This is a genomic window from Pedobacter sp., assembly GCF_040513095.1.
In the GTDB taxonomy this organism is placed as follows: Bacteria; Bacteroidota; Bacteroidia; order Sphingobacteriales; family Sphingobacteriaceae; genus Pedobacter.
In genome coordinates, this window is sequence record NZ_JBEVDX010000126.1 from 37,581 (window position 1) to 50,888 (window position 13,308).

The following is a 13,308-nucleotide window of genomic DNA, read 5'->3' on the forward strand; positions in this document are numbered from 1 at the left end:
ATGCTAAACGGTACTTGAATATTTATTAGCGCAAATTAGCTATTAATTACAATATTCAAGTACCCCTTTGCCAGGCCCCACTGCTTTTTTACTCAGTGCCTGAGAATGATTCCAGTGGAGGAACTGCATTTTTCTGTGTACCCCATTTGTAATTTGGTTTTTTGCCCATCACAAATTCAAGCTTTCCGCCTTTAGTCAAATCCTTCTGCGTGATATACGTTTTGTCATATGCTTTACCATTCAGTTTTACGGACTGGATATAGACATTTTCTTTGGATGCATTTTGTGTTGTCACCTCAAATACCTTCCCGTTTCCCTGTTTTAATTTTGCCTGTTTCAATATTGGTGAACCCAGCATATAAATGCCGCTTGCCGGATTAACCGGATAGAAGCCCATCGCGCTGAAAATATACCAGGATGACATTTGCCCGCAGTCTTCGTTACCGGAATAACCGGAAGAGGAATTATTGTATAATTCATTCAGGATTTTGCCCACGTAATATTGCGTTTTCCAGGGTTGTCCTGCATAATCATAGAGGTAAGCTACGTGGTGACTGGGCTCATTTCCATGGGCATATTGGCCGATGAAACCTGAGGCATTACCATTTACTTCTCCAGGAAGATCTTTCAATGTGAAAAATTTATCTAATTTATCTGTGAAGGCTTTGTTGCCGCCCACGATATTCATCAGATCCGGCACATTTTGAGGAACATACCAGAAATACTGCCAGGCATTTCCTTCTGTGTATGGGTTGCCGCCATTGCCACCATATTTCAGCGGATTAAAAGGTGAAAGCCATTCGCCGTTCTTATTTTTTGCCCTGAAAAATCCGCTTTTTGTATCATAGAGATTTTTATAGAAAGAGGAGCGGGTCATGAAATGTTGATAGTCATCTATTTTTCCCAGCTTTTTTGCCAGTTGTGCCACACACCAATCGTCATAAGCCATCTCAAGCGTAATAGAAACTGATTGTGACTGGATATCTTCGGGAATATACTGATATTTCTCCCAGTCAGAAAACGGAGAGCCGGGATGGTTGAGTGTAGAGGACGCCTTTACCGCTTCATAGGCTTCCTCAGAATCAATTCCTTTAATACCCTTCAATACCGCATCTACAATTACCGGGATCGCATGATTGCCTATCATGCAATAATTTTCATCGCCCCACAGCTGCCAGATGGGTAAATATCCATAGGTACCATACTGGCGCATCATGCTGTTTACAAAATCAGCGGTACGCTCAGGTTGTGTTAAAGTGTACAGTGGATGAGCTGCCCTGAAGGTATCCCAAAGTGAAAATGTAGAATAGTGCTTTTTATCGGATGCGTTTTTTATGCTCAGGTCTGATGCCTGGTAATCACCATTGACATCAGCCATATTGTTCGGCTGGGTGAACGCATGGTACAGTCCGGTATAAAAGATCTCTTTTTGTACCGGAGTCCCTTCAATGTTCATTTTGCCCAGTTCATTCTCCCATTTGTCTGAAGTTTGTTTTACCACGCCATCAAAATCCCATCCTGAAAGTTCAGCTTTCATATTCCCTCTCGCATTTTCTACGCTTACCGGAGAAAGTGCAACTTTCACTAATAACTCTGATTTTGATTTTGTATCAAAATTAAGGGCCGCCTTGATATTGGTGCCGTTGATGATACTGGTATTTTCAGTGCCGCGTTTTCCACTGAAAAGTATGGAGCTGACGATCGGTTGTGAGAACTCTGCATGGAAATAAACTTTGCGCAGTTTTGCCCAGCCGGTGAGGATCCTGTATCCTTCGATCGTACTGTCATTCACAATCCTGATCTCGGCACCAATAATCTTGCAGGACCAGTAAGTGCGGCTTTTATCCAGTGAGTGGTCAAGATCTATCATCACATGCCCGTTCGTATTGGCAGGAAAGGTGTAGCGCTGCAAACCTACATGTTCAGTCGCGGTTAGTTCTGCATTGATATCATAGTCCTTTAGCTTTACCTGATAATATCCTGGTCTGGCTGTTTCTTCCTGATGTGAATAGGAAGAGCGAAAGCCGCTTCCTGGTTTCTTTGCATCTCCCGCCACGGGTCTGATTTCGCCTGTGGTGGGCATCAGCAGTACATCGAACAGATCGGCTACGCCAGTACCGCTCAGATGCGTATGACTAAATCCAACGATGGTATGGCTATTGTAATCGTAACCTGAAGCAGGATTATCCGGCTTATCTTCGGTGTCAGGACTCAGCTGTACAAATCCAAAGGGAGTTGTCGGTCCGGGGAAGTTACTCCCGGCAAGGCTGTTATTATCAACCGCCCCGGTGCCGATAAAAGGATTGACATAGCTTGTAAGGGGCACACCTTTCTTTTGTGCATGCAGCATTGCTGCAAAGAGCAATATACCCGCGGTAAGGGTTATTTTTTTCATTATTAAATCTTAAAATTAAAGGAGGCTGAAGAAATTAGTCTTCAGCCTTCCAACACACCCATAAAATTGTGTTTACCTTGATCCTGTATAGGTCCAGGTCTCATCAAAGAATGTTCTGTCGCCATTCTGAACGAGTATATATTTTACTTTCATACTCACCGGGGTTTTACCATCTGCAGACATCGTGAATTTGTTTACACCCGAAGCATCAAGCCTGGCTGATCGTCCGTTCGAAGCGGGCTGCCCGTAGTAATTGATAGCACTGGTTATTGTGCTGTTCGTATTGTCTATTGTAAATACCGGACTAAAACTTCCGTATGAACTGCCGGCACCAGCATTTAAAATGCCGTGTGCAAAGGAGTCGCCATCCTGGATTGCAACTGTATTGGGGCCCTGGGTAACCAGTTTTAACGTTCTTGGATACTGTCCGGTTAACGCGCTATTCTGCGTATCAAGCATAGTACCTGTTACCGTGTATACCCCATCCCATTTATTTTTCAGGGTAATGATAGAAACCAGGGTCCCAAAATTTCCGCTGACCGTAAAGCCACCGCCATCGCTTATGGTTATCGGGAGTGCATAGGTTTTTAAAGGATCAAGGTTAATGGTATTGATCTTAATAGGAAACTTTACCAGTCTCTGGCCGGTAGGGATCACTACGGTATTTCCTGCAAGCGTATATCCGTTCGCCGGCATTTGTGCATAGGTAGTACCATTAACAGTATTAAACTTTGTTACTGCCGAAGTATCAACTTTGAGTGTAACCGTTACATTCTGTGCTGCTGCTTCCGGAGCTGCGTAGTTAACATACACAAAGTAATCAGAGGGGGTTTGGTCAACCGTAAATGCCGCGGCTATAGAGTTGCCACCACCATTTGCTGCGGAAGAACCAATCGGAAGCTCAATTACAGCCTGATTTTTCGTGAAATCAGGTTGTGATTCATCCTTCAGACAGGAAGAAAGGCTGCTTAACACTGCAAACCCGATCATAGTTGTATATAATGATATTCTTTTCATTTGATTTTGTTCTTTGAATTAATTAATGTCCCAGAATATTCTTGTAGTAAACTGGCTTATTGTGCCTTCTGCCAGTACATTGTCCGGATTGTAGTTGTATTCACTTTGCGGGTACAGTAACCGCACAGGTACTTTGCGTACTGATGCTGCAGGATTATTTGAAATTGGCACATCAGCGGGAATGTTCAGCCTTCTGTAATCAGACCATGATTCGATATCATTGATGCCGTTCATGGCCGCCCATTTTTGGGTCATAATCAGCGTGAGTTTGTCTGTAGCAAGGTTCCAGTTACTCACTGAAGAGCTCGCTGCCAGATAGGCTGCGGCAGAACCGGCGCCTAAATAAGTAAAACTTTGCTGCACTGCTGATTCATACAAACTTCGTGTGTCTACGGTCAGGTAGCCACGCTGCGCTGCCTCGGCCTGCAGAAACAGACTTTCAAAGTCTGTCACGATTGGCTGCGCCATATCTGCTGATTTTAGAAGTCCTGTTCCAATCGCTGATTTAAACTGAGGACTGTCATCTGTACTGGCAGTAGGACCAAAGGGACTTCCTGAGTATCCTGTTCCGGCACCGTCATTAATCGTGGTGAAAACGAATGGTAACCTTGGGTCGTCATTGTTCTGGTAAAATGCAAGCGCGTATGTACTGGCGATATAATAGCGGTGCCCATCTGTAGGTGCAGTTTTTCCTAAGGGTGAGTAACCGAAGTTGGCCCAGAAAGGATTTTGTTTTCCGGCTGAGTTGCTGTAACCCGGATTCACAAAGGCAGCATCACCATGTCCGGTAGCGGCGGTATTGGCATTGATAAAGCCCATACCATTGGCAGTGATTTTTGCCATTTCAGTACTTATATAGGCAGCTCTTCCTGTCATTTCTGACTGACGCAGAAGGATGCGTAGTTTCAAAGTATTGGCAAATTTAGCCCATTTGGCAGCATCGCCGGCGTACATGATGTCGTAAGCACCATCAACTGTAGCAACTTTACCTACCAAACCTTTAAACAGGTTTGCCGCGGTGTCAAGTTTTTTAGCCAGGTCTTCATAGATCGCCTGTCCCTTATCATAATGCGGCCTGATTGCAGCAGTAGATTTCAATGCCTCACTGTAGGGTAAGTTCCCATAGATATCCACGAGGTTCTGGAAATCGTACGCTTTCATTGTCTTTGCCACTGCACTGTAAAATGCGTTATTCAATTTAATGCCTTGTTTTTCTACATAATCGTAATCTTCAAGGTTGTTGTATAATCCTGCCCAGATATTCACACCAGGGCCATAGTTAGACGTAAACTGATAACTGCGTTCTTCGGCAAAGGCAGCAACGGCACCACTATAGTTCCAATATCCGATCCATGCAGAAGCAAACTGATAATAGTTTATAGAGCCTGTAGTATTAGTTGCTGTTGCATTAAGGGCATTGGTCAATACTAAACCTGGAATTACGGTTGTGGGTTTATTTGGATTGGTGTTGATATCCAGGTAATCTTTTTTGCAGGCGCCCAAAAATAACACGGCGGCAGCGCAAAGTACTTTTATATTATTTTTCATCTTCGTGTGCTTTGATTTATAGAGTGATAGATGCGGTGAAACCATAGATACGTGTTGCAGGAGTTTGGTTTAAGTTATTGTATCCCTGTGCATTATCTGTGGTGGCGTTGAATTCAGGATCTGAATACATGTTGCTTTTTGGTCTGAACATGAACAGGTTGCGTCCAACCAGCGCAAAGTTTGCACGTTTAATAAATTTGGTGCGCTGCAGATATTTAGCTGGTACCTGATAACCAAGTGATAGTTCCCGTAATTTCCAGAAGGCTGCACTGGTTACATAGTTCTGCATTACACCATAGCGCGTAGTAGAACCTGCCCAGTAGTCGATTCCCCCGGTCCTTGTAGTGATGTTGGTATTTGGTACGTAGACACCAGGGCTGGTTTCAATAACTGAATTGGGATATACAAAACGCTCCCGACCATTGGTCGCGGATCCGTAGCTGATACCTGAAAAGTCCATTGTACTTCCTGCACCACTATATACTACACTGCCGCTGCGGTATTCCGCAGTACCGGATAATGCAAAATCCCGGTAGTTTATGGTCGTACTGATACCCAGGATATTTTTAGGTGTGGTTTGCCCAAAGCCTACGTTAACCGCACTTAATTTTGGGAATCCTGTCGACGCATCCACAATTGTTCGGCCCTGCGGGTCTGTCTGGAAACCATTACCCATAAGTTGTGGATAAGACTGCCCTTGCACAATGTAATTGCTGTTGCCAATGCTCAGGTTAGGTAATCCCTGATAGATTGACGTAGCTTCGTTATTATTATAAGAATAATTCATACCCAGATTCCACGTTACCCCGCGGCCGTCTTTGCTTTCAATTGGTGTACCTTTCAACGAGAGTTCAAAACCATGATTTTTACCAGATCCGCTATTGATGATCGCATTGGTAAATCCTGTAGCATTGGAAATATTAATCCCCTGAATAATTTCCTGGTCTTTTGTGGTCTCCCAGTATGCCGAAGACTCCAGGGATAATCTGTTATGGAAAAATCCAAGTTCTATCCCAATTTCATTGGATAAGGTTTGCTCTGGCTTGAGGTTAGGTTCTGATACAACATTACCTACACTGTATGCTGCGGTAGATCCGTATGGGAAGCCACTGCCTACATCAAAGGTCGACTGTAAGGAATAAGGATCAAATTGTACTGCATATACTTTGGCAGAACCGGCGCGGATCTTACCATAAGTCAGGACACTGTTATTCTTAAGTGCTTTAAAAGCTTCTGTAAATATGAAGGATACATCGGCAGAAGGGTAGAAGAATGAACGGTTTTCGGCAGCTAAACGCGAATCCCAGTCATTACGGCCAGAACCATGCAGGAATAAATAATCTTTATAACCGAGTGTTAAATCACCAAAAGCACCCAAACGCCTGTATTTAGTATCGCTTTGTGATACATTTGCATCACCTGAGCGGTAACCCACATTATAAAAATCCGGGATAACGAGAAAGTTTGTACCTGCATCCTGGAGTCGGGTAGATTGCTGAATGGTCTGTACACCGCCAATCAGTGTAGCTGAAATATCTTTGAACTTCTTTTTCGCTGTTGCGAGAAAGTTACCTTCTGCACGGCTGTTGAAATAAGAATAATCATTCTCTGAACCTGCATGGGTTTGTGGATTGGCAATAGCCTTACCGCTGGCCGTTGCAAAATCAGAATAGTTATATGCCTGGCCTGTGTTTTTACCGTTTCTGGTGTAAGTTGTTATACCACCTCTTGCAGTAAGATTTAACCATGGTGTTGCATCGTAAGATATGGCCAGGTTTCCTAACAGATCATCTCTGCGTTCCTTGCCGCGGGATTGTTGCAGGTAATAGTACGGGTTTAATCCATAGTCGTTAAAATAATTATCAAGTGAACCATAACCCGAGGTATAGTCCTTGTAATTGGTTAAAGGAATATTAGCAGGGGTGTTGATGATATTGTTGAATATCTGGGCATTTGATTTATCAACGTTTTTCTGGGTGTAGTTTAAATTATAATCTACTCTCAGGTTTTTATAGGTCCTGGATCCGTTAAACCTTGCGGCAGTACGATTGGAGTAATCACCGGGAACGTAACCATTACTGTTTACACGCTGTACGTTGATGTACATAGAACCTTTGTCATTTCCTGTGCTCAGTGTAAGGTCATTCTGTTCATCTATACCTGTTTCAAAGAACTTTTCTTTTTCTTTGGAAAGGTTTGAGTAGGGGACCATTTGTATTGAACCATCGGGTAGTGTTCTTCCAATAGGACGTACTGTCCCGTCAAAGCGATCGCCAAAATTTTGATTTTCTATAGGTGTATATTGAGGAAAACCATAGATATCCTGTCCCGAACCTGCACCAAATTGTGTTTGCATTTTTGGGAAGTAAGAAAGCTGATTGAGCTGGGTTGTATTCGTATAGGTTATTTCCAGCGCATCATTTGTCCCTTTCTTTGTAGTGATGATCATTACACCGTTGGAAGCCTCAGACCCATATAACGCAGCAGCATTCGCTCCTTTAAGTACATTCACACTTTCCACATCATTTGGGTTGATGGAGTTCAGGTAGCTTGAAGGAACTACTACTCCGTCCAGTACAAGAAGAGCCTGGTTATTTCCCTGAAAAGATCTGTTTCCCCTGAGTACTACCCGTACCTGGTCACCAGCGTCAATCTGATTGTTTGTCTGGATAATTTGAAGACCTGCTACTTTACCTGATAAACCGGCAGCAAGATTGGTTGGCCTGCTCTGGGTAAGGTCCTTTGCATTTACCTGCTGTGTAGAATAACCCAGTTCTTTGGCCGAACGTTTAATACCAAGGGCAGTAACAACTACCTCACCCAGTTGTTGTGAATCTTCCGCAAGTGTAACGTTGATGCTGGTTCTTCCGGAAACAGGAACATCTTTTGAAGTATAGCCGATAAAGGCAAAAGTAAGAATACTGTTTGCCTCAGTTACTTTTATACTGTATCTGCCTGAAGCGTCTGTGGTGGTACCCTGTTTTGTTCCCTTAATAAAGACACTCACTCCAGGCAATGGGTCTCCCATATTTCCGGTCACTGTACCGGTAACAGTGATTTGTCGCTCAATCCCTGCGTTTCCAGAATGAGCCGACATTGCATCCAGAACAATATCTCCGTTGATCACTTCAAAATGGATATTGTGACGGGTTAATATTGTATTGAGCACTTTACCAAGACTTTGTTTCTCTGCATCAACTGTAATCAGCTGATCTGCATCGATAAAGTCTTTGCTGTACACAAATTTTACCGATGTCAGCGCTGATACCTTTTTTAGTACCGATTCCAGACTGCTGTTTTTAGCAGAAATTCTGATGGGCTTGTCAAGTACAGCGTTCTGTGCAGAAGTATTTCCTGCATAGGATACACCGGAAATTGCAAGTGCAATCGCTAACTGACTTAATGTGACTTTCATAATTTTAAATAAGCCAATACGGTCTTGTAAAATTAAATTCATAAATTAGATTGTTTCTTTTGAAATAATGAGACAAATAGATTCCCTGTAGATCGTTTTTCGATCTATTCAACAGGGGGTTAATTCTTAAGGACAGGAGTGGTACGAACACTTCTGTCTCTTTTTTCCGAATGATTGGGCTTTTTATCCAGGCATGTTTTTCATAGGTTTAAGATTAGTTTTAGTTAATAGTGGTTCTTAAGGTAATATTATCTTTTTCCTTGCTGTAGGTAGCATGTACCGATTTGCAGATCAGTACAAGGATATCTGCCAGGTTTTTATCTGTAAAGTCGGCCGTAAGCGTGTTGTCTCCCAGCTCTTTTTCTTCAATATTCAGCTTAACGTGATAAAATTTACTCAATTCGGCAGTGATAACTTTCAAGGGCGCATTTTCAAAGGAAAGGCTAGATTTTCGCCATATGGTAACATCTGAACTTTCAGATATTGGTGCTTTTACCAGACGATGATCTTCTGTTTTATAAATAGCCTCCTGCTGTGGCAATAGTAAGATTTGTCTTGCATCATCGTTTTTTAACCGATCGGAACCTTGTATAAACTGACTTTCAGATTGATGTAAAGGAGCAGTTACTGATACTTTGCCTGTAAGTACGGATACTTTGACAATACTTTCCCCGGGAATGGAACGGATACGAAAACTCGTGCCCCAAACTTTAGTGATGACCTTGCCACTTGTAATTACGAAAGGATGAGCATGGTCCTTTGTAACTTCAAAAAAGGCTTCTCCGCTCATGGCCACTTTCCGCAGGTCACCAAATTTTTTTGGGTAGCTTAAAGTTGTGTTCGGATTTAGCCAAACAGTTGTTCCATCGGGCAGGTTCTGTTTGAGTATGCTGCTTTTTTTATTGTTAATATTTACGTAAGATATGCCTGTAGTTCGCTGCTGAAATACGGCGTATCCCAGAGATAAGATCAATAATGTGACTGCAGCTGCAAGTGGCCAGCGTAATAAGGTGTTTTTTCGCTTGTTCGGCTGGTCTTCTTCCCGCTCTTCCTCAATTTCTTCATCCATTTCGTCCTGGATATACTGATCCAATTTACCCTGTTGCATCAAGTGTACAAAAACCTCCAGTTCTTCGTCTGTAGATTTTTTTTCAAGATATCTTTTAACCAAATGTTTGAAGTAATCGTGCTGCATATTTGTTCGTCTATCATTAAAGACAACAGAATTGCCAGCTAGGGTAGCGGGAAATGAAAAAAAATATGGCTAATTGTCCAGATAAATTGATTTAGCTTTTAAATAAGGACAATATTGCAATAATGTAGATCAGGGAAATTCCAAATTCTTTCTTGATAGAAGATCCCAGGACTTTCATTGACTGTACCATGTGATTTTTTACGGCGTTTCTGGAAATGTTCAGGGATTTAGCGACTTCATCGTAAGTTTTCTCTTCTTCGCGGCATAACTTGAAAATTTCTCTTGAACGGGCGGGTAGCCCGTCGAGGGTTTTTCGTAAAAACTGAGCATAATCTTTATGAATAATCTGGTCTTCTGTTGCATTACGAAGTTTTACGAATCCTGCGATCACCTCCCCGATGGCGGCTTCGGAACGAAATACAACTTTTAAGTTATTCAGTGTGTGATTACGTGCGGTTGTAAAGAGATAGGGTTTGAACGATTTAACCTCTGAGAGGTTAGTGCGGTTTTCCCAGATCTTCATAAACACCTCTTGAGTAAGGTCTTCGGCCATAGGGACAGAGTTTACATACCTGAGGATGAAATTATAGATTGAGCGGTTGTAGATCTCGTAGATTCCTACAAAGCCGTTTTCATCTCCTGCGATAATTTGCTGCAGAAGCGCTATTTCACTATTATCGCTGTTAATTGACAAATTGCTCTGTTAAGAAAAATGGTTAGTTGTTTCAAATCAAAACTAGTGAAAAATAAGGCAAGGTTAAAATCTAATGATCAAAATAGACCTTTCTTTTAAATCAGTTATACAAGTATACTTATTTAAAGAAAGGTTTTTTATTTTGGGTATTTCTGATGATTGATGCGCTTACTTGTAGGATAAGTTTACAGGCTGCGGAACTTTAACATAGTAGCCTGTGCCATCGTATGGCCTTTTACGTGGGTGAGCCAGACAGGCCTCTGAGCAGCATCCTTCAAGTTTGGTTCCGCATTCATCACACTGTGTGATATGCTCATTACATTCCGGATTGGCGCAGTTAATCATTTTGGCTGTTGTAGTCCCACAGCTGTAACATGTAGAAACTACGCTTGGATTTACTGTGTTTACATCTACGGCGATCCTGTTATCGAATACATAACATTTGCCTTCGAAATCTTCACCTCCAGCTTCTTTGCCGTATTTGATAATACCGCCATGCAGCTGATATACATCATTAAAGCCGTGGTGTAATAAAAGAGCCGAAGCCTTTTCACATTTTATACCACCTGTGCAATAAGTAAGTACTTTTTTATCTTTGTACTGTTCCAGTTCAGCAATTTTTTCGGGGAAATCCCTGAAATTCTCGATGTCCAGTGTAATGGCATTTTTAAACCTTCCAAGGCTGTGCTCATAATTGGAGCGCACATCCAGAATAATCACATCTTCCTGATCAATCATGTCTTTGAATGCGGCAGGCTCTAAATGTTTACCTGTTTTCTCATTGGGATTGATGATGCTGGTATCTCTTAAACCTGAGTGGACGATCTCGGATTTGTAACGGCAGTGCATTTTGATGAAAGTAGGTTCTTCTACATCGTCTATCTTAAATTCTGTTTTTGCAAAACGTGCATCTGCATGGATGGCTTCCATATAGACCGCACAGGCTTTTCTGGTACCTGAAACGGTTCCGTTTAAACCTTCATCGGCTACGATAATCCGGCCTACAAGACCCAGGGATTTACAAAATTTAAGGTGGTCGGCGGCAAATTGCTCTGCCTCAGCTATAGGACTATAGCAATAGTAAAGGAGTGTCTGAAATTTTTTCATAATGATTAATACCGCTGCAAACGGCGTTTAATGCTGCAAATTTAAGAATTAAATTGAATAGATGGTAGTTGGGTGTTTATTTTATGGCTGAGGTAAAAGATGAGCAGCACGCTCATCGTTAAAAGTATGCCTGTTCCCTGATGTATTATTGCGCAGGTACGGAAGGAGGACCCGATGCTGTTCAGCAGTGTAAGCACGCCCAGTATGATCTGAATGCAGACCAGTACCAGCATACTGTTGCGCAGGATGGAAGTTGCCCGCTTCGCTTTCAGAAAAACTGACTCTTTATATAAGATGGTTACCAGGATTCCAATGGCATAGGCGAGCATCCTGTGGATAAATTGGATAGTCAGCAAATGTGATTTTGCTGTGAATAGTTCCGGAGGAATGATGTACCCATTAATATCCGGCCAGGTGACAGCGGCATGCGCGGCTTTTGAACCAGCCATCAATCCGCCATAGTAAAGCTGAAACAACAGGAACAAGAAGGTTATTCCTGCAAAGGTTTTTACGCGTTTGCTGTAATTGATGCTGAGAGAGGAGATGCTGAGTTGGAAAGCCATCCATAATATATAGGATAGGAGCAGTATCGCCGTTATAAAATGAACAGCCAGTTTGATTTCATTGACGGCTATTGAAGTATCATTTAGACCGCTCTTTACCATGATCCATCCTATGACTGCCTGCAGGGCACCGAGAATAAATAACAGGATAAGCCTGACAAACATTTTTGGCTTAATTTTATTTTGGGCAAGGAATATAATAAAGGGTATCATAAATATCAGACCGATCATTCTTGCCCAGTTTCTATGGAGCCATTCCCAGAAAAATATCATTTGATAATCTTTGAGGGCAAAGTGTGAATTTAGGGTCTTAAACTGGGCGATTTGTTTATATTGATTAAAGCTGTGTTCCCATTCTGTTGTTGTCAGGGGAGGAACTGCTCCCAGTAGTGGCTGCCATTCTGTGATGGAGAGGCCTGAGCCTGTGAGGCGGGTTATTCCTCCCAGGAGGATTTGTATAAATATGCAGAATGCGCCGCAGTAAAGCCAGATTGCGATCTGGTGATTTGATTTATCTTTCATTGCCAGCAAAGTTGAGCGTAGGGGAGTATAATATATATGACGGTAGTCACTAATTGTGATGCTTGTGTGATTGTTGTGGCGTCTGAGGAAAAATGGTTATGTTAGGTTTGCAAGGGCTTTCGCCCGTACCTTGGTTTGGGTAACTCCACAGGAACTGTACAATAACTATTCTTTAACACCGCTGAAAACTCTAGCGTTTTTAGCGGTGTCAAAGCTTTATTAAAGTGCTGCTTCTGTGGAGTTACCCAAACTAAACCCCCTTTAAACTTACCGCAAAGTGTAGTTGATATGTCCAGGAATGCTTTTCTGCCGTTTATTAACCGCATTTGTACCGTACCTTCCATACCGCAACCATACGACAATCTTACTGCAATTGTACCGCTTTGGTATAGTTACAGTAAGATTGTTATATAGCAGGGGTACGGAAGGTACGGTACAGAAACGAAGGAAGTACGGCGAAATAAGGGTGTTGAATCAACCAATATACATACAGTGACTATACTGTATCCGGGTCATGATTGATTGATGTGTTTTTTTTCTTGCTGAAAATCATCAAGTTATGTAGGGTACACAAATGAATGTGCCAAATTGTTTGGCTGCATTGATATTTTTCCTACTTTTGCATCCCACTTCGGAGGAAGAGGATTAGTGAGAAGGATAAAGAAGTTAGTTTTTGAAAGGCGTGTAAAGGGAATCGTTGTTAAGGTTTCAAATATTTAAAAGGTTTTAGAGCCTTGAAAAATAAAAAATAAAAAGCTTGACAAATTAAAAAAGATTTCTACCTTTGCAGTCCCAACAAAAAAGGGAAACGCAGCACGGCGGATGCCGGAAAGCGAATAACACGATTGAAAC

Annotated in this window: 8 protein-coding genes; all 8 read right to left on the bottom strand. The window is 42.2% G+C overall.

Features of this window, described 5'->3' with window-relative positions:
- Nucleotides 1–88: 88 nt before the first annotated feature.
- The gene (locus ABWY16_RS14580) at nucleotides 89–2,395 is read right to left on the bottom strand and encodes a GH92 family glycosyl hydrolase (protein WP_353905374.1); all 2,307 of its coding nucleotides are present in this window, start codon (nucleotides 2,393–2,395) and stop codon (nucleotides 89–91) included.
- Nucleotides 2,396–2,467: 72 nt separating this feature from the next.
- Nucleotides 2,468–3,412 (bottom strand): DUF1735 domain-containing protein, encoded by a 945-nt coding sequence (locus ABWY16_RS14585; RefSeq protein WP_353905375.1) that lies wholly within the window; start codon nucleotides 3,410–3,412, stop codon nucleotides 2,468–2,470.
- Nucleotides 3,413–3,430: 18 nt separating this feature from the next.
- A complete protein-coding gene (locus ABWY16_RS14590; RefSeq protein ID WP_353905376.1) occupies nucleotides 3,431–4,960 on the bottom strand; it encodes a SusD/RagB family nutrient-binding outer membrane lipoprotein in 1,530 nt (509 codons plus the stop codon).
- A 16-nt stretch (nucleotides 4,961–4,976) separates the two neighbouring features.
- Nucleotides 4,977–8,375 (bottom strand): SusC/RagA family TonB-linked outer membrane protein, encoded by a 3,399-nt coding sequence (locus ABWY16_RS14595; protein ID WP_353905377.1) that lies wholly within the window; start codon nucleotides 8,373–8,375, stop codon nucleotides 4,977–4,979.
- Between the two features lie 220 nt (nucleotides 8,376–8,595).
- Nucleotides 8,596–9,570 (bottom strand): FecR family protein, encoded by a 975-nt coding sequence (locus ABWY16_RS14600; RefSeq protein WP_353905378.1) that lies wholly within the window; start codon nucleotides 9,568–9,570, stop codon nucleotides 8,596–8,598.
- Nucleotides 9,571–9,661: 91 nt separating this feature from the next.
- Nucleotides 9,662–10,264: an RNA polymerase sigma factor gene (locus tag ABWY16_RS14605; RefSeq protein ID WP_353905379.1), complete on the bottom strand. Its 603-nt coding sequence runs from the start codon at nucleotides 10,262–10,264 to the stop codon at nucleotides 9,662–9,664.
- A 168-nt stretch (nucleotides 10,265–10,432) separates the two neighbouring features.
- On the bottom strand, nucleotides 10,433–11,371 hold the full coding sequence (gene trhO, locus ABWY16_RS14610) for an oxygen-dependent tRNA uridine(34) hydroxylase TrhO (protein ID WP_353905380.1): 939 nt from the start codon (nucleotides 11,369–11,371) through the stop codon (nucleotides 10,433–10,435).
- Between the two features lie 41 nt (nucleotides 11,372–11,412).
- Complete coding sequence (locus ABWY16_RS14615) at nucleotides 11,413–12,456, bottom strand: COX15/CtaA family protein (RefSeq protein WP_353905381.1); 1,044 nt, start codon at nucleotides 12,454–12,456, stop codon at nucleotides 11,413–11,415.
- Nucleotides 12,457–13,308 lie beyond the last annotated feature (852 nt).